The sequence below is a fragment of the Actinomycetota bacterium genome, assembly GCA_030682655.1.
Classification (GTDB): domain Bacteria; phylum Actinomycetota; class Coriobacteriia; order Anaerosomatales; family JAUXNU01; genus JAUXNU01.
On record JAUXNU010000160.1, the window covers coordinates 51,959 to 69,292 of the forward strand.

Genomic DNA, 17,334 nt, shown 5'->3' on the forward strand with positions numbered 1-17,334 from the left:
TAAGATGTTGTACAGGAATCGCAAGACCCCGGCCCTTACGACCCTCGCCCTCGTCGCGGCGCTGCTGGTCGCGCTCGCGCTCCCGCTTGGCGGGTGCTCGAGTTCCGACGGCGCTTCCGGCGAACCTGCCGAGGAGACCGCGACAACCACGACGGCGACCTTCCCGGTCACCGTCACCGATGACGCTGGACGCGAGGTCACCATCAAGGCCGCGCCCGAGCGCATCGTCTCGCTCGCACCCGCCAACACCGAGATCGTGGCCGCGCTCGGGATGATCGACGAGCTGGTTGGTGTCACGACGTTCGACGACTACCCACCCGAAGTGGTCGATCTGCCCAAGATGGGTGATTTCGTGACGCCGAACATGGAGGCGATTGCCGCCGCCGAGCCCGACATCATCCTCGCGACGACCGGCGTGCAGGCCGATGTCATCACGAAGCTCGAGCAGACGGGCGCTGTCGTGGTGGCCGTCGATCCGCAGAATCTCGAGCAGCTGTACTCGTCCATCGGGATGCTGGGCAAGGTCCTTGGCGAACCCGACAAGGCGGCCAAGATCGTCGACGACATGCGCGCGGGCATCGACTACATCACGACGATCGTGTCCGCCGAGGAGTCGGCGACGTGCTTCATCGAGATCGCCCAGGACCCGCTTTTCACGGCTGGCAAGGGCACTCTTCTGGATGACCTCATCGCCGTTGCCGGCGGTGTGAACGTCGTGACACAGGACGGCTACATCGGGTATTCGCTCGAGCAGCTGGTGACCGACAATCCGCAGGTCTACCTAGCAACGAAGGGCTCGATGAGTGACCCGGCCGACCTGGCGAAACGTCCCGGCTACGACAAGCTCGCCGCAGTCGCGGGTGAGCGCGTTGCCGTTCTTGACGACAATCTCATCAGCCGCCCCGGCCCCCGCGTGGTCGAGGGCGTGGGTGAGTTGGCGGTGGCACTTCACCCCGGCCTGTTCACCAAGAAGTAGCTGCCGATGAGATCCGCGTCCCACACTCGCCCGGCCGTCGCAATCGCTGCGCTGCTCGCGCTTCTGGTGATCGCGATGCTGGCGGGTGTGGGGCTCGGCGCTGTCCGCGTGGCCCCTGTGGAGGTGGTCGCAGCGGTAGGCCGTGCGGTCACGGGTGCTGATGCTCCTACGGCCGATGCCGTGATCGTCGACATCCGGCTTCCGCGCGTGTTGCTGGCAGCGCTCGTTGGGGCGTGTCTCGCGACCGCCGGTGTGCTCTACCAGGCGCTATTCCGCAACCCGCTCGCCGACCCGTACATCCTTGGCATATCGTCCGGTGCCGGGCTCGGCGCGATCATCGCGATCGTCGGGACCGGGGGCGGGACCATCATCCGATACGGTGCGGTTCCCGCTGGATCGTTCCTGGGAGCAACGCTGACCATCGGGCTCGTGGTGCGGCTCGCTTCGGCGCGCGGGAGGCTCGACACCACGTCGTTGTTGCTCGCCGGCGTTGCGGTTTCATACACGCTTGCTGCGATGACCTCGTTCATCATGGTGTTCGCGCGCGAGTCGATGGCGTCGGTCGTGTTCTGGATGATGGGGGGGCTGACCTCGGCCTCGTGGCCCTACGTTGCGGCCGTCGCGCCGATGTTCGCCGTCGGCCTGATCGTCCCGCTCGCCAACACGCGGGCGCTCAACCTCATGCTGCTTGGCGACGAGCGCGCCGGGCAACTCGGTGTCGAGGTCGAGCGCTTCAAGCTGCTCGTGCTCGGCGCAGGATCGCTTCTCGTGGCGGCGGCCGTGTCGGTCTCAGGTCTGGTCGGCTTCGTGGGGCTCATGACGCCGCACATGGTGCGCCTGGTGCTCGGACCCGACCACCGGTTGCTCGTGCCTGCCTCGGCGATCGGCGGCGCGACGCTCATGGTGCTCGCCGACCTCGTTGCGCGCACCGTGCTGGCACCGGTGGAGATCCCGGTCGGTATCGTGACCGCGCTGGCGGGTGGGCCGTTCTTCGTGTGGCTTCTGGTGCGAAGGGAAGCTCGCCGATGAGTGGCCTGCGCTACGCGAACGCGACGGTCGGCTACGGTGTTGCTGCGATCGTTGCGGACGTGGCCCTGTCGGTCGCGCCAGGGGAACTCGTGGGGCTCATCGGGCCCAACGGCGCGGGCAAGTCCACGCTGCTCCGCGCGGTCACGGGCGTGGCCGATCTGATCGCGGGCTCGCTCGAGATCGATGGCGCGCCGGTCGCGCGGCTCGACGCTCGTCAACGCGCGCGGCTAGTGGGCGTCGTGCCGCAGACGTTCGCCGCGCCGTTCGCCTTCTCTTCGCGGGCCTACGTCGAGATGGGTCGCCATGCTCACCTCGGACGGCTCGAAGCGCCGGGGGAGACCGACGCGCACATCGTCGCCGAAGTCATGGAGGTCACCGACACCGCGCGGCTCGCCGACGACCCGGTCGACACGCTCTCCGGCGGCGACCTCCAGCGCCTGACGCTCGCGCAGGCGCTGGCGCAGCAGCCCCGCGTGCTGCTGCTCGACGAGCCGACAAGTCACCTCGACCTCAACCACCGGCTGCAGGTGCTCGACCTCGTTCGCGACCTTGCCGACTCCGGAATGGCGGTCCTTGGCGCGTTTCACGATCTCGACCTGGCGGCGCGTTACTCCGACCGGCTCGCCGTCGTGGCCGACGGTGCCATGGCGCTCACCGGCGCTCCGGAGGAGGTTCTCACCCCGGAGACGCTGCGCGAGGTGTTCGCGGTGCGCGCGGTGGTCGGGACCGATGCGGTCACCGGAAGCGTCAGCGTCACTCCGGTTCTGCGCGAGGCCACCAGCGTCCCGGCCGACGGGCCGCGCGTGTTCGTTGTCGGCGGCTCGGGCGCCGGTGCGCCTATCATGCGCCGGCTCGTGCTCGCTGGCTTCCGCGTGAGCGCCGGAGCGCTGAACCGAGGCGACGTCGACGCGGCGGTTGCCGACGCGCTCGGCATCGAGTTCGTGGAGTTGCCGCCGTTCGGGGAGATCGACCCACCAGCCGAGGACCGCGCCGCGCACCTCGCCGCGGCCGCCGATGTGCGCCTGGTCTGCGACGTGCCCTTCGGGCGCTCGAACCTGGGCAACCTGCGGGCGGTGGAGCGGGCCGGGACGCCGACCGTGCTCGTGGGCGAGATGACGCCGGAGCGCGACTTCGCGGGCGGCGAGGCCGCGGCGATCTGGGAGCGCATCGTGGGCTCCGGGGGCACCTGTGTGCAGGATGTCGATGCGGCGCTCGCGGCGGTGGAACGTCTCGCGCGTTCCTAGCGCGTGCAGGCGCAGGCGCAGTCCTGCGCCACGGGCGTCACGGGCACTTCGAGCCCGAGCTCGGCAAGCGCCTGGGTGACCGCAGACACCGCGAGGCCGGGAACGTTGTTCTGCCGCGAGATGTGCAGCGCGAACACCGACTCGAGCACGTCGTGCGCGAGCACGCGCACCGCGTCACCTGCGGCGTCGTTGGAGAGATGTCCGCGCGTGGACAGAATCCGCTGCTTGAGGAACCACGGGTACGGTCCACCCGTCAGCATCTCGACGTCATGATTGCATTCGATGCCAAGGAGATTGCACCCGGACAGCGCTTCGGCTGCCTCCGGCGTCAGGTGTCCGGTGTCGGTGACCACGCCGAGGGTCACGCCGTCGGGGGAGCGGAACCGGAAGCCGACCGGCTCGGTGGCGTCGTGCGACACCGCGAAGGTCGTGACCTCAAGGCTGTCTATCGCGATCTGCTCACCCGCGCACACTACGCGGGTGTCCGCCGCCTCGCGCTCCAGCCGCGACGCGTGCAGCGTCCCGCGGGTCGCATACACCGGCACGCCGAGGCGCGAGGCCAGTACGCGCACGCCGCGCACGTGGTCGCCGTGCTCGTGCGTGACCAGGATCGCGCGGATCTCCTCGGCGGGAATGGCGTGCTCGGCGAGGCGTCGCATCGTCTCGCGTGCCGAGAAGCCGCAGTCCAGCAGCACCGTGCCGCCCGACCACCGCACGGCAGTCGCGTTGCCCGAGGAACCGGAGCCGAGAAAGACGACCGAGAGTGTCGTCGTGGGAGCGATGTCGTTGAGTGGCATGGGGCGATTCTACTCCAGCGCGCCGACATCGCGAGTTGCCCTCGCCGCCCGCGCCCGCGCACCCGGCCTACCGCTGCATCGAGAGCATCTCGCGCGTGCGCTTCCATGCGAGGGGAACGCCGCCGATCTGCCACCAGTACAGTACGTACGTCAGCCGCTTCATAAAGATGGCGGGTATGCCGCTCAGATTGAGGCCGAACATCCACCCGACGCCCCAGCGCGGCCCAACGCTCACGAACTCGCCGTGCTGGTGAGGGTGGTAGGGCACGGGCTCGCGGTCGCGCAGCTCGCGCAAGATGTTGCCGGCAGTGTGCTGTGCCTGGCGGATCGCGAACTGCGCCAGCATCGGCAGGGTGCGGTTGGTCTCCGAATCGCGGAACGACGACACGTCACCAATGATGTAGACGTTCGGATGCTGAGTCGAGCGACAGGTCTCATCCACGACGAGTCGGCCGGCATTGTCGGCAGCGAGTCCCCAACCGATCGCGTCGGGATCGGCCTTCGCACCTCCGCAGAACACGAGAACGGAGGCGTCTATCTCGCGTCCGTCCTCGAGAAGGACGGCGTTTCTGGTGACCTCGCGAACCATCGACCCCAGGACGGTCTTGACACCCATGCGTTTCAGCCTCCGCATGGCCTTCGCCCGTTGCGCCTCACGCAGATCGTAGAGGATCTCCGAACGGCCTTCGACGAGTCGGACGCGCAGGTCGGCGGGATCGATGCCTGCCGCACGCGCCCGTATCGGCAACATCTGCCCGAGTGTCCCGATGATCTCGATGCCCGTCGCGCCTCCGCCGATGACCGTGAAGCTGAGTACGCGCTGGCGCTCCTCGGCGGTCGAAGCCATCACGGCCCGCTTGAACGCCGCCTCGACGCGCCGCTGTAGTTCCTGGGCGTTGGCGACCGACCACATCGTGACTGCGTGTTCCGACAGGCCCGGCACTGGCGGCACGAACGCGATCGCCCCGGTGGCGATCACCAGGCGCCAGAACGGGACCTCCTTGCCCTTCTCGTCGCGAGGCCCGAGGACGACAACCCTGCGTGCCGCATCAACGCGATCCACGCGGTTGTAGCAGACGGTGACGGGTAGGTTCTTGAACACTGCCGGGTGCCATAGTTCGCAGAACTCCGGCCGAGGAGGTCCGACTGCGACCAGGTCGAGCTCGGAAAGCGCCTGCTGACACGGGTTGGGCTCCACGAGCATGATTTCGACGTCGCTATTGGGACGCACGGCGCGCCCGAGATTCACGGCGAGCGTTGTGCCCGCGTATCCGCCCCCGGCGATGATTATCCTGCGAGTGCTTCTCTTCCCCGCACGACTCTCGGACGACCTGGTCTCCATACTCCACCCCCTCGTGCTTTTCTACCCCTTTGTTGAGTCCACCAGCGAAAGTGGAACATACGGATTGAAGCATACCCGGCACGCCCAAGCCGGTCGTTCTCCCAGCCAAGGAGGTCGAAGAAGATGTCGGTCGCCCTGTACTCGCTTTCGACATGTCCATACTGCCGCATGACGCGGCGGTTTCTCGACGACAAGAACGTCGAGTACGAGCTGACCGAGGTGGACCTGCTCGAAGGCCAGGAGAAGGAGGACACGGTCGCCAAGATTCGCGAGATTTCCGGCGGCGCATCGTTTCCAGTCGTCGTCATCGACCAGGAAGTGCTCGTGGGGTTCAACAAGAAGAGGATGAAGGAGCTGCTGGATCTGTGAGCAGCGCCGAAGCCCCGAAGCGACGAATGTTCGAGCGGGGAACCACGATCGACGACCTCAAGTCCTTCATGACCCCCTTTGTCGACCGACTCGGCTACAAGTTCAACACGGAAACGGAGTTCGTTGACGAGGTCCTGGAAAGCGAGCTCGAGATCCTCGAACTGACCGGCGACATCTACTGCCCCTGCCGGGTGCGCACAGGCGATCCCAAGCAGGACTACGCGATCGTGTGTCCATGCATCCCGTTCTTTCGTGATGAGTTTGCCGCCATCCGCAAGTGCTGGTGTGGCCTGTTTATCCTGAGAGACATCGAAGACGGCGCAGATCTCCTTGGTGTGGTCGACAAGCCCGAGGGCCCTGTCGAGGTCCCGGTCTTCCTGGCAAGCGATGTTCCACCCGGTCAGATCCGCCACATGAAGATCGGCAAGCGCGACATTGCCGTGGCCAACGTCGACGGCGAGTTCTTCGCGGTGTCCAACGTTTGTCGCCATGCCTTCGGCCCGCTCGCCGAGGGCTTCATGGATGGCCACTACGTGATGTGTCCCTGGCACGGCTGGCGCTATGACGTCCGGACCGGCACGACTGATCACCCGAACGCCGACGTGAAGACCTCCCCGGTCACACTCCGCCAAGGAGAGGTGTTCGTCCGGATCGGGTGAGGGCGGGCCCGGCCCCGCCATGTATCCTGTGATACCCTTAACTCGTCTGTATAGGGGTGTTCGCGGTTCTGGTGCACCCTCTTTGTGCTGCAAGTAGCGGAAGGCGAGATCGACTTGGCAAGAAGCGCGAGTTCAAGTCGCATATGGCTGCTGGTATTCATCGTCGTTGCGGCAGTGCTCACTCCGGGCATTGCCCTCGCTTGGAACGAGAACCTGCCCTCCTACCCGCCGATGGACCTTGAGGGTTACTGCTACCCCGAGTGTCACGACAACGGGGCGGGGGTCTTCAACGGCTTCGGGCCGCACGGGAACTACACAACCACCTCGGGCAAGTGCGACAACTGTCACACCGTGCACGCGGCTGCCGCAGGCAGTAAGAAGCTGCTCCCCAAGCCGACCATCCGGGCAACGTGCTTCACGTGTCACGATGGGTCGGGCGGCCGTGGTGTCTATGGCGTGATCGCAGCGCGAGGACTCACTCCGGGAGGCAACGGTCATCGGATTGACAAGACCGATCAGATTCCAGGTGGCAACAGCCTGTCGGGTGAGACGTCGACCGCAGTGTTCAAGGGCGAGGATTCGTACCTGACGTGCACGGACTGCCACAGCGCTCATGGCGCCGACTGCGTCCAGCCCTTCCAGGGTGAACGGATGCGCAACGAACAGTTGCGGTGGCCGTACATCTCGAGCAAGCTACTCAAGCAGATTCCGACGAGTGGCGGCGCCAAGGTGACCATGTACGGGTCCGACTGGTGTCTTGCATGTCACAAAGGTCGCAACAGTTTCGGCCCTACGCACAATCATCCCGTCGAGACGAGCGCGACCGCCGCACCCGGAGCACCCTACACCTACGGTCGCGTGCCGGTGCTCGCGAGCGACCTGCCGACCTCCACTACCGTGCTCAGTAGCCTCGTAGGAACCGCTGGTGTGCGCTACAATCGCGGCTTCCTGATGCCGTATCCCCGCACCCCCTGCAGACCGGACACGCGCCAATCTGTCAGCAGTGTCACGAGGACTCGCGAGATGCCGGTCAACTCGTGGGCAATGGGAGCATCGGAGACGCCACCCCGACGGTGATCGCACAGCCCGACGGTCTTGCGGCGACGGACAACCCGCGATTCCAGACCTTCCCGCACGAGTCGGTCAACAGGAGGCTTCTCGTCGAGACGTACGACAACCTGTGCATGAACTGCCATCCGACGACGAGTCTCCCGTGATGGCAGGCGGGTGAGAGCGGAGCCGAAGGGCACCCGTGCTCAGACAGTCCTCGACATCAGAAGAGGCGCCCGATGGGCGCCTCTTCTTCGTCTGCGGAAACTGCGCGCGGGACCCTTCGGCTCCGCTCCACTATCCCGCGGCAGGTGGCCGTGAGACACCCGTCCCAGTGTCGTCCTTGAACAGCTCAGCGATCCCGCCGAGGCTGCCGAGAATCCCGCTGACCTCCATGGGCAGGAAGACCTTGTTGGCCTGACCATTGGCGATCGAAGCGAGCGCATCGAGGTAGCGGATCGCGATCAGTTCGTTGTCCGGCTTGCCCGCGTGGATAGCCGTGAAGACGTTCGTGATGGCGCTCGCTTCACCCTCGGCAAGTGCGATCTTCTCGAACTTCTCGGCCTCAGCGACGGACTTGATGGCCTGCGCCTTGCCTTCGGCTCCCAGGATATCGGCCTGCTTGGTGCCCTCGGCGCGGGTGATTGCCGCTTGCTTGTCGCCGTCGGCTTCGAGAATCAGTGCGCGACGGGTGCGCTCGGCCTTCATCTGGCGGTGCATCGCTTCGGTGACGTCGACAGGCGGTTCGATGCGTTGCAGCTCGACACGCACGACGCGAACGCCCCACTTGTCGGTTGCGTCGTCGAGGATCTGGCGCAGAGCCGCGTTGATCTTCTCGCGGCTCGTGAGTGACTCATCGAGCTGCATCTCGCCGATGACGTTGCGCAGGTTGGTTTGCGCGAGCTTGGTCGCGGCGAGATAGAAGTTCGCGACGTTGTAGATGAGTTTCACCGGGTCGGTGGCCTCGTAGTAGACGACGGCGTCAACGGTGACCACGACGTTGTCCTTGGTGATGACCTCCTGCGGCGGCACGTCGACCACATTCTCGCGCATGTCGACCTTCGTGAGTCGGTCGATGAACGGGATGATGAAGTGTAGGCCTGAGTCGAATGTCTTCTGGTACTTGCCGAAGCGCTCGACGATGCCCTTCTCGTAGGGCCGCACTATTCGGATGGCGCTCGCGACGTACACCACCGCCACGAATGCTATCGGGACAAGGGCCAGGATGATGACGAAATCGTTCATTTCACTTCTCCATCTCGCCGGGGGTACGGTCGTGCGTCTGGTCGTCCTCGGCGGTGGCCGGGTGCACCATGAGATGGGCACCCACCACGCTGTCGACAACGACTGTCGTGCCTACGGGGATTACTTGATGCCCCGGAGTGTCCGCCCGCCATTCCTCGCGTTCGATCCTGACCTGCCCGACGGGGCTGTCAGGTACGAGCTCTTCGATGACGAGCCCGCGTTTGCCAATGAGCCGGTCAACGCCGGTCCTGACCGGCGGTTCGTGAGTCAGGCGGTCGACCACAGTGCGAAACGCCATGAAGGCGATTGCCGACACACCGATGAAGGCGATCCACTGCCACACCGGTCCCACGCCCAAGAACTCAAGCACGGCTGCAGCCGACGCTCCGATGCCGAACGGCAGCATGAAGAAACCCGCGGTGAATATCTCGCCGATGAAGAGGGCCGCTGCCAGAACGATCCACGCCCAAAGCCACGGTCCGAACTCGTACATGCTTCCTCCTCGGCTCAAGAACTGAGGTCCGGTCAGTAAGTGCTTTCCCCTTTTGCCACGGCAGCGCCACCCCGCCTGCCAACGATTCCAGCATATCCCAACCGGGTTGTGCCGCCACTGCACTACAACGGAGGACCGGTCGCATCCGATGCGCTCGGCCGTTCGCCCGCCTCTCCGGGCCTCCGGGAAAGCGCACCGAACAGGTGCCCGTTTCCTCCTAGGAATCCGTTGAGGAGTGGGTATAAAATGCACTAAGAACATGCGCAATATGCGCTTTACCCGAGGAGTGGTTCGTCATGGGTATCTCTCCAAACGTCGGGGCGACCATCGGTCACACACCGGTCGTGTTCCTGAACAGGCTGGCTGCAGGACTTCCGGCACGCGTCGCGGTCAAGCTGGAGTCCCGCAATCCGGGTGGCTCGGTCAAAGACCGCATCGGACTCGGGATGATCGATGCCGCCGAACGTGACGGTCGCATCGAGCGCGGAGTGACAACGATCGTGGAGCCGACCTCCGGCAACACGGGCATCGCGCTGGCGATGCTCGGTGCCGAGCGCGGATACCACGTCGTGCTCACGATGCCCGAGAGTATGAGCGTGGAGCGCCGTCGCCTGGTCGCCGCATTCGGGGCAGAGATCGTGCTCACGCCCGCGGGCGGGGGGATGCAGGGGGCCCTCGACGAGGCCGAGCGCATCCTTGGCGAACGTCCTGACGCATTCATTCCCGGGCAGTTCGACAACCCGGCCAACCCTGCCGCCCACTACGCCACCACCGGTCCGGAGGTCGACGAGGGCCTCGCGGGACTGGCAATCGGCGCCTTCGTCGCGGGCGTGGGGACAGGCGGCACCGTGTCCGGCGTCGGCCGATACCTGAAGGAGAATCGTCCAGGCACGCGAATCGTCGCCGTCGAGCCGGCGGAGTCACCGCTCATCAGCCAGACACGCGCAGGCGAGGCGCTCAAGCCCGGCCCGCATCTCATTCAAGGCATCGGCGCCAACTTCATTCCCAGGACGCTCGACCTCGACGTCTTGGACGAGGTCCTCACCGTAGAGGGGCAGCAGGCGATCGCGGTGGCACGTCGTCTTGCCGCCGAGGAGGGACTGCTCGTAGGCATATCGAGTGGTGCCAACGTCGATGCGGCGCTGCGTATCGCCGCCCGGCCGGAGATGGCCGGCACGGTCATCGTGACCGTCGCCCCTTCCACTGGAGAGCGCTACTTGTCCACGGCGCTGTGGGAAGGCATCGGCTGATGCGCGTCTCGCAGCGGCTCGACTATGCGCTGCGCGCGGTTGTCGAGATCGCCAGGTCTCGCGATGGGTCGCCGGTGCCCGCCGGTGCCATCGCCGAGCGGCTCGGACTGCCTCGGCGTTTTGTCGAACAGCAAGTGAGCGCTCTCGCTCGCCGGGATATCGTCGCGTGTCAACGCGGGGCGAAAGGCGGGTGCGGGCTCGCGCGGCGAGCCTCGGAGATCACGATCGGCGATGTCGTTCGCGCAATCGAGGGCGAGGTTCTCGACGTGCCGGTCTCGGACGGGTCTGCGGTCGGCGATGCATGGGTGTCGCTGGCCGGCAGGTGGTATGAAGTGCTCGAAGAAGTCACCTTGGACGAGCTGGCGCACGCGCAGGATGAGTTGGAGAGGCGGTCCTCGGCCACGTACTACATCTAATCTAGCTCCGAATGCATATCCTGCTGTCTGAGCAGGGTATCCTATGCTTCCCGTGCCTACCCCAATCTGCTATTCTCCTAAGGTCTTACGGTGCGCACCGCAGGGATTGCGGGGCGCACCATGCTCAGGGCACAAAATGGCTTGCAGGTATATTGCGGAAACGCACGGGAGCAAGAGGAGGTTCGCATGACAGTAGGCAAGAGCAAGCTGCTTCTCGCCCTCGTCGCGGTGCTCGTTATGGTGGCCATGGTGGTTACCGGTTGCGGCACCAAGACCGAGGACGCGGACAGCGGTACGGGCGACGAGCTCGTCACCGTCAAGTTGGGTGTTGGAGCACCGCTCACGCAGGGCGCTGTTGCACTCGGAAAGGGCATCGAGCGCGGTGCCATGCTCGCGATTGACGATGCAGCCGCCGAACTCGAGGCTGCCGGCATCAAGGTCGAGGCGTTCGTCGTCGACGACCAGGGCGACCCCAAGGTCGGCGTGAACGTCGCCAACCAGCTCGCCAGTGATCCGGCCGTCATCGGTGTCGATGGCCACCTGAACTCCGGTGTGTCCATCCCCGGTTCTGCCGTGTACAACCAGGCCGGCTTTGTCCAGATCTCGCCGGCTTCCACGAACCCGCAGCTCACCCTGCAGGGTTTCAAGAACGTCTTCCGCGTTTGCACCATCGACCCGGTTCAGGGTTCGTTCGCTGCCGACGCCGCGCTGAACCAGCTCGGCTTCAAGAGCGCGTTCGTCGTCGACGACTCCACCCCTTACGGTGAGGGTCTTGCCGATGAGTTCGCCAAGGCGTTTGAAGCCGCTGGCGGCAAGACGCTCGGTCGCGAGAAGACCGGCGACAAGGACACCGACTTCAACGCTCTGGTCACCAAGATCAAGGCCGAGAAGCCGGACGCCATCTACTACGGCGGCATCTACAACGCTGGCGCGCTCTTCGCCAAGCAGGCTTCCGAGGGTGGCTTCGAGGGCTCGTTCTTCTCAGGCGACGGCATCTACAGCCCGGACTACATCTCCCTGGCTGGCGCTGCGAACGCCGAGGGCGACCTCTGCACGTCTGTCGGCCTGCCGCTCGACCAGCAGCCGAAGGGCGAGGAGTTCAAGACCAAGTTCGCCGCGAAGTACCCCGGCGAAGAGATCCAGGCGTACGACACCTACGCATATGATGCAGCGTGGGTCATCCTCCAGGCCGTCAAGACGGTTGCCACGGACATGGGTGCCGACAAGGTGACGACCACCGAGGGCAAGCAGGCCATCATCGACGCTGTGGCCGCGACGAACCTCGAGGGTATCACCGGTGCGGTGTCCTTCGACGCCAACGGCGACACGACGAACAAGGCCATCACGCTCTACGTTGTCAAGAACGGCGAATGGGTTCCCTACGAGTAGGTAGGCGATCAAGCAGTCCCGCATAGCACTGGGACCCGGGCGAGCGGTTACTCCGCTCGCCCGGGTTCTTGTGGGAGTCTCGGGACAACTCCCGCACACCGTCCGTTTGCTCAGACGGCCCGAAGACAGGTGAATCGCACGTGTCGATAGCGATTATCGGACAGCAGCTCGTCAACGGTTTGACCCTTGGGGGTATGTACGCGCTCATTGCGCTAGGCTACACGCTCGTTTACGGCATCATGCTGATGATCAACTTCGCTCACAGCGAGATGTTCATGGGAGGCGCGTTCGTCGGCCTCTTCGTGTTCACGGCTCTGGGCAAGATCGCGTTCTTCACGGGAAGCACGATTGGACTGGTGCTTCTCTTCGCATTGACATTCCTCGCCGCAGGCATTGTGGTCGGCACCCTCGGCGTGCTCATCGAACGGGTCGCATACCGTCCTCTGCGACATGCGCCGCGCCTCGCGCCACTGATCTCGGCCATCGGTATGTCGATCTTCCTGCAGCAGGCGGTCCTTCTGTGGATCACCGCCCGCCAGGTTCCCTTCCCGAACTACGTGCCCGCAGGCGGGCTCAAGTTCGGGGCAGTCACGATCAGCAACATACAGATCATGATCATCGTCACGTCACTCGTACTACTCGTCGTACTCGACACCTTCATCGCGAAGACTAGGATCGGCAAGGCGATGCGTGCCACTTCGCAAGACCGCGAAGCGGCAAGCCTTATGGGAATCGACATCAACCGCGTCATCGCCGTCGCCTTCTTCATCGGGCCGGCCCTTGGCGCTGCAGCCGGTATCTTCTCCGGCATCTACTACGGTTCCATCAAGTTCGACATGGGTTTCCTACCCGGAATCAAGTCGTTCACCGCCGCGGTCATCGGCGGCATCGGCAACCTGCGCGGAGCGATGCTCGGGGGCTTTCTCCTCGGCATCATTGAATCGCTTGCAGCAGGCTTCCTAAGCTCCGGCTACAAGGACGTCATAGCGTTCGCAATTCTCATCCTCGTACTCGTGTTCCGTCCGGGCGGCCTGCTCGGTGAGTCAGTCGTGGAGAAGGTGTAGCCATGGGCGGAAGCAAAATGGACGTCAGAACGAAGGTTGCCGGCAGCGGGGTTTCCCGCAAGCAGCTGATCATCTACGGTTTGATTGCCGTGGCGGTGATCGCGCTACCGATCTACTTCCAGGCAGCGCAGAACTACTTCTTCGTGCGCATCTTCGCGCTCATGGGCATCTACGTGATCCTGGCACTCGGCCTCAACATCGTCGTGGGCTACGCGGGCCTTCTCGATCTGGGATACATCGCCTTCTACGCGATGGGGGCGTATGTCGGGATGCTCTCCGGTATCCTCCTCAAGCCACTCATGGAGGGGACCTGGGCCGCGGGGTTTGAGTACTGGGTGCTCCTGCCCGTAGCGGCTCTTGCCGCGGCCGGGACGGGCGTTGTCCTCGGCACTCCGGTTCTGCGCCTCCGCGGCGATTACCTGGCCATCGTCACGCTCGGGTTCGGCGAGATCGTTCGTATCGCCATCAACAACAACATTCTTGGCCTGACAAACGGGGCGAAGGGCCTGCCGTCTCCGGGTCAGCTTGTACCGAGGCCCTGGGGTCAGCAGTGGGTGGTCGAGAACCTCTCCTTCGGGAACTTCAGGTTCTCCACCGACCTGTGGTGGTACTACGTGATCGTCGTGCTGTGCCTGCTCACCATCTTCGTTGTGCGCCGGCTCGATGGCTCCCGTCTTGGCCGCGCGTGGGTTGCAATGCGCGAGGACGAAGTGGCCGCGGCCTCGGTCGGCGTCAACATCATGACCACGAAGCTGTGGGCATTCTCCATGGGTGCGTTGTGGGGCGGCGTCGCCGGCATCACCTATGCGTACTGGGTTGGCTTTATCAGCCCCGAGTCCTTCAACTTCATGGAGTCGGTACTTGTTGTGTGCATGGTCGTGCTAGGTGGCATGGGCTCGATTCCAGGTGCCATCCTGGGTGCGGTCATCCTTGCGGGCATGCCGGAGATCGTCCGTTGGCTTGCACAGTCGCAGTGGCTCTCGGGTGTGCTCACGAGCGAGCAGGCGAACCTGGCGAGCCAGTACCGCTATCTGGTGTTCGGTGCCGCGATGGTCATCATGATGGCTTTCCGACCACAAGGTATCTTGCCGTCGCAGCGTCGCGCCATGGAGCTCCATCCCGAGGACCCGAAGGTCCTCGAAGAGGAGAACCAGCAGCTGTGGGAGGCTGAGCACAAGCACGGAACGGACAACGATCTCCTGTGAGAACGAGCGCAGTCGCAGAAAGGTGCTGACCCGACATGGCGCTTCTTGAAGTAGATGGCGTAACCATGCAGTTCGGCGGCCTCAAGGCCGTGAGTGACGTGAGCTTCGGGATCGAGCCCGGCGAGATCTTGGCGCTCATTGGCCCGAACGGTGCGGGCAAGACGACGATCTTCAACATGCTGACCGGCATCTACCGACCGACTCTGGGCAGGCTCGATTTCGACGACCAGACCCTCATCGGCAAGAAGGCGCACAAGATCTGCCGGATGGGAATTGCCCGAACGTTCCAGAACATCCGGCTGTTCGCCAACATGACCACGCTCGAGAACGTCATGGTCGGCCGGCATACACGGACACTCGCCGGCCCCCTGCAGGCACTCATTCGCAACCCCAACTTCAAGCGCGAAGAGCAGCACACGGTCGATGAGGCTCTCAAGTGGCTGCGTTTCGTGGGGCTTGATGCAAAGGCGAACGAGCTGGCCAAGAACCTGCCCTACGGGCAGCAGCGCAGACTCGAGATTGCTCGCGCTTTGGCGACGGAGCCGAAGCTGATTCTGCTCGACGAGCCTGCCGCTGGCATGAACCCGCAGGAGACAGTTGGGCTCACGGCGCTCGTGGGCAAGATCCGAGATGTCGGCATCACGATTCTGCTCATCGAGCACGACATGAAGGTCGTCATGGGGATCGCGGACCGGATCGTGGTGCTCGACTTCGGCGAGAAGATCGCCGAGGGACTGCCGGCCGAGATCCGGCGCGACCCCAAGGTCATCGAGGCATACCTCGGCACCGGTGCCGAGACACTGCTGGCGCAGGGCTAGGAGGAGCGATACGTGCTCAAAGTCGACAACATACACACCTTCTACGGCCAGATCGAGGCGCTCAAGGGTATCAGCATCGAGGTCACCGAAGGCGAGATCGTAACACTGATCGGCGCGAACGGCGCAGGTAAGTCCACGACTCTCAAGACCATTTCGGGGCAGCTCTCGCCTAAAGAGGGCTCGATCACGTTCAATGGCGAGGGAATAGTGGGTATGCCCGCCCACGCCGTCACGGCCAAGGGCATCATCCAGGTTCCCGAAGGTCGACGGATCTTCCCGAGGATGACGGTGCAGGAGAACCTCGAGATGGGTGCCTACCTGCGCAACGACAAGCAGGCTATCGCCGAGGACATGGACAAGGCCCTCGGACTGTTTCCGCGGCTGAAGGAACGTGCCATGCAGAAGGGCGGCACGCTGTCCGGTGGCGAGCAGCAGATGCTTGCGATGGCTCGCGGGCTCATGGCGAGCCCGAAGCTGCTGATGCTCGACGAGCCGTCGATGGGTCTCGCGCCGGTCATCGTCGACCTCATCTTCGAGACGATTCGGCGTCTCAACAGCGAAGGCATCACAATCCTGCTCGTGGAGCAGAACGCGGCGATGGCCCTGCAGACCGCACACCGCGGGTACGTGCTCGAAACGGGCAGCGTCGTGCTCGAGGGCCCGGGCAAGGAGCTGCTCGCAAACGAGCAGGTCCGCAAGACCTACCTCGGCGAACTGTAGCTAGTTCTCGGATTCCTAAGTATTAGCGCGTAAGCCGTGGCTCTCGGACATGGTACCATCTCCGTGAGGAGAGGAGGTGCCATGTCCAGAAGAAGCCCGTACGTCATCGAACTCAGCGAGGAAGAGCGTCGGGTCTTGGAGGATCGGGCAGCGAGGTATACGTTGCCGTATCGGGATGTGGTGCGAGCGAGGATCGTGCTCATGGCAGCTCAGGGGCTGCGCAACGACGAGATCGCCGAGAGGCTGTCGGCGCGCCGCGAGGTGGTCAGCAAGTGGCGCAAGCGCTTCGCCGAGAGTCGCCTGGCCGGCCTGGAGGAGCTCCCGCGGGCAGGCAGACCGGCTCTCTTTTCCCCCTCGGGTCGTCGTCGAGATCAAGGCGATCGCCTGTGAGCTGCCCGGCACGCTCGGGATTCCCTTCTCGCGCCTGAGCATCGCGGACATCCGCGCGGTCGCGATCGCGCGCGGCGTGACGGCGGAGATATCGGGAACCACGATCTGGCGGTGGCTCGCCGCCGACGCCATCCGCCCCTGGTGCCACCGCAGCTGGATCTTCCCGCGCGATCCCGACTTCGAGTCCAAGGCCGCCAGGGTGCTGGACCTCTACGGGCGGATGTGGGAAGGGGTGCCGCTGGGCGAAGACGAGTACGTGATCTCGGCGGACGAGAAGACGCAACTGCAAGCACTCGCACGCCGTCATCCCGGCACACCCCCGCGGCCGGGAGCGTGCCGCCGCGTGGAGTTCGAGTACCGGCGGGGCGGCACGCTGGCATACCTGGCCGCATGGGACGTGCATCACGCGCGTCTGTCCGGCCGGGTCGAGCCGACCACGGGCATCGCACCCTTCGGCAGGCTCGTGGACCAGGTGATGGCGACCGAACCCTACCGCTCGGCGAAGAAGGTGTTCTGGGTCGTTGACAACGGCTCCTCGCACCGAGGGATCGCCTCGGTGGCGCGCCTCGCCGCCGCCCACCCGAACCTCGTGCTCGTGCACCTGCCTATCCACGCGAGTTGGCTCAACCAGGTCGAGATCTACTTCTCGGTCGTGCAGCGCAAGGCTCTGACGCCGAACGACTTCGCCTCGCTCGAAGATCTCGCCGAGCGCCTGCTTGCGTTCCAGGCCCACTACGAGGGGATCGCCGCACCGTTCGACTGGAAGTTCACCCGCGACGACCTCGCCGAACTCATGGCGAAGCTATCGGATACGGCGGTGCGGGCCGCGGCGTGAGGAGGGACGGTTACGTGAGCGAACTTACGGTTTGGAGTACTAG

At 64.7% G+C, this 17,334-nt stretch carries 20 protein-coding genes; 16 read left to right on the forward strand and 4 right to left on the reverse strand.

The genetic code is table 11. The annotated features are described in order from the left end of the window. The first annotated feature begins 4 nt into the window (after positions 1-4). From Q8K99_10735 to Q8K99_10745, 3 genes are read left to right on the forward strand one after another with little or no spacing between them, the layout of a single operon-like run. The gene (locus Q8K99_10735) at positions 5-976 is read left to right on the forward strand and encodes an ABC transporter substrate-binding protein (GenBank protein MDP2183029.1); all 972 of its coding nucleotides are present in this window, start codon (positions 5-7) and stop codon (positions 974-976) included. A 6-nt stretch (positions 977-982) separates the two neighbouring features. Next, positions 983-2,005 carry an iron ABC transporter permease gene (locus tag Q8K99_10740; GenBank protein MDP2183030.1) on the forward strand — a complete coding sequence of 341 codons (1,023 nt, stop codon included), beginning with the start codon at positions 983-985 and terminating at the stop codon, positions 2,003-2,005. After that, positions 2,002-3,249 carry an ATP-binding cassette domain-containing protein gene (locus Q8K99_10745; GenBank protein ID MDP2183031.1) on the forward strand — a complete coding sequence of 416 codons (1,248 nt, stop codon included), beginning with the start codon at positions 2,002-2,004 and terminating at the stop codon, positions 3,247-3,249. Before Q8K99_10740 ends, Q8K99_10745 begins: the two co-directional genes overlap by 4 nt. Here the strand turns inward: Q8K99_10745 and Q8K99_10750 are convergent. Both Q8K99_10750 and Q8K99_10755 read right to left on the reverse strand, forming a co-directional pair. After that, positions 3,246-4,046 (reverse strand): MBL fold metallo-hydrolase, encoded by an 801-nt coding sequence (locus Q8K99_10750; GenBank protein MDP2183032.1) that lies wholly within the window; start codon positions 4,044-4,046, stop codon positions 3,246-3,248. The two genes, Q8K99_10745 and Q8K99_10750, sit on opposite strands and share 4 nt — an antisense overlap. A gap of 67 nt (positions 4,047-4,113) precedes the next feature. Beyond that, complete coding sequence (locus tag Q8K99_10755) at positions 4,114-5,388, reverse strand: FAD-dependent oxidoreductase (GenBank protein ID MDP2183033.1); 1,275 nt, start codon at positions 5,386-5,388, stop codon at positions 4,114-4,116. 123 nt (positions 5,389-5,511) lie between these two features. Here Q8K99_10755 and Q8K99_10760 point away from each other — a divergent pair, with 123 nt between their 5' ends. The 4 genes from Q8K99_10760 to Q8K99_10775 all read left to right on the forward strand — a co-directional run bounded on the left by Q8K99_10760 (position 5,512) and on the right by Q8K99_10775 (position 7,633). Further along, positions 5,512-5,757, forward strand: coding sequence for a glutaredoxin family protein (locus tag Q8K99_10760; protein MDP2183034.1), 246 nt, complete (start codon positions 5,512-5,514; stop codon positions 5,755-5,757). A gap of 26 nt (positions 5,758-5,783) precedes the next feature. Then, a complete protein-coding gene (locus Q8K99_10765; GenBank protein MDP2183035.1) occupies positions 5,784-6,416 on the forward strand; it encodes a ferredoxin-thioredoxin reductase catalytic domain-containing protein in 633 nt (210 codons plus the stop codon). Between the two features lie 84 nt (positions 6,417-6,500). Further along, positions 6,501-7,493 (forward strand): cytochrome c3 family protein, encoded by a 993-nt coding sequence (locus tag Q8K99_10770; protein MDP2183036.1) that lies wholly within the window; start codon positions 6,501-6,503, stop codon positions 7,491-7,493. Beyond that, positions 7,490-7,633 (forward strand): cytochrome c3 family protein, encoded by a 144-nt coding sequence (locus tag Q8K99_10775; GenBank protein ID MDP2183037.1) that lies wholly within the window; start codon positions 7,490-7,492, stop codon positions 7,631-7,633. The genes Q8K99_10770 and Q8K99_10775 overlap by 4 nt, the downstream gene beginning before the upstream one ends. 130 nt (positions 7,634-7,763) lie before the next feature. Here Q8K99_10775 and Q8K99_10780 read toward each other — a convergent pair whose 3' ends face one another. Together Q8K99_10780 and Q8K99_10785 are read right to left on the reverse strand one after the other, a co-directional pair. Continuing rightward, a complete protein-coding gene (locus Q8K99_10780) occupies positions 7,764-8,711 on the reverse strand; it encodes an SPFH domain-containing protein (GenBank protein ID MDP2183038.1) in 948 nt (315 codons plus the stop codon). Between the two features lies 1 nt (position 8,712). Then, positions 8,713-9,204, reverse strand: coding sequence for an NfeD family protein (locus Q8K99_10785; GenBank protein MDP2183039.1), 492 nt, complete (start codon positions 9,202-9,204; stop codon positions 8,713-8,715). A gap of 296 nt (positions 9,205-9,500) precedes the next feature. Here Q8K99_10785 and cysK point away from each other — a divergent pair, with 296 nt between their 5' ends. The 9 genes from cysK to Q8K99_10830 all read left to right on the forward strand — a co-directional run bounded on the left by cysK (position 9,501) and on the right by Q8K99_10830 (position 17,291). Continuing rightward, complete coding sequence (gene cysK / locus Q8K99_10790; protein ID MDP2183040.1) at positions 9,501-10,454, forward strand: cysteine synthase A; 954 nt, start codon at positions 9,501-9,503, stop codon at positions 10,452-10,454. Further along, positions 10,454-10,870, forward strand: a complete 417-nt coding sequence (locus Q8K99_10795) for an Rrf2 family transcriptional regulator (protein MDP2183041.1) — start codon at positions 10,454-10,456, stop codon at positions 10,868-10,870. Before cysK ends, Q8K99_10795 begins: the two co-directional genes overlap by 1 nt. A 186-nt stretch (positions 10,871-11,056) precedes the next feature. Beyond that, positions 11,057-12,259 (forward strand): branched-chain amino acid ABC transporter substrate-binding protein, encoded by a 1,203-nt coding sequence (locus tag Q8K99_10800; GenBank protein MDP2183042.1) that lies wholly within the window; start codon positions 11,057-11,059, stop codon positions 12,257-12,259. Positions 12,260-12,405: 146 nt separating this feature from the next. Beyond that, on the forward strand, positions 12,406-13,323 hold the full coding sequence (locus Q8K99_10805; protein MDP2183043.1) for a branched-chain amino acid ABC transporter permease: 918 nt from the start codon (positions 12,406-12,408) through the stop codon (positions 13,321-13,323). A gap of 2 nt (positions 13,324-13,325) precedes the next feature. After that, positions 13,326-14,528, forward strand: coding sequence for an ABC transporter ATP-binding protein (locus Q8K99_10810; protein ID MDP2183044.1), 1,203 nt, complete (start codon positions 13,326-13,328; stop codon positions 14,526-14,528). A gap of 35 nt (positions 14,529-14,563) precedes the next feature. Continuing rightward, positions 14,564-15,346, forward strand: a complete 783-nt coding sequence (locus Q8K99_10815; GenBank protein MDP2183045.1) for an ABC transporter ATP-binding protein — start codon at positions 14,564-14,566, stop codon at positions 15,344-15,346. 12 nt (positions 15,347-15,358) lie between these two features. Further along, positions 15,359-16,066 (forward strand): ABC transporter ATP-binding protein, encoded by a 708-nt coding sequence (locus Q8K99_10820; GenBank protein MDP2183046.1) that lies wholly within the window; start codon positions 15,359-15,361, stop codon positions 16,064-16,066. Between the two features lie 81 nt (positions 16,067-16,147). After that, entirely contained in the window at positions 16,148-16,456 is a 309-nt protein-coding gene (locus Q8K99_10825; GenBank protein MDP2183047.1) for a helix-turn-helix domain-containing protein, read from the forward strand. Positions 16,457-16,505: 49 nt separating this feature from the next. After that, on the forward strand, positions 16,506-17,291 hold the full coding sequence (locus Q8K99_10830) for an IS630 family transposase (protein ID MDP2183048.1): 786 nt from the start codon (positions 16,506-16,508) through the stop codon (positions 17,289-17,291). Positions 17,292-17,334: the final 43 nt, after the last annotated feature.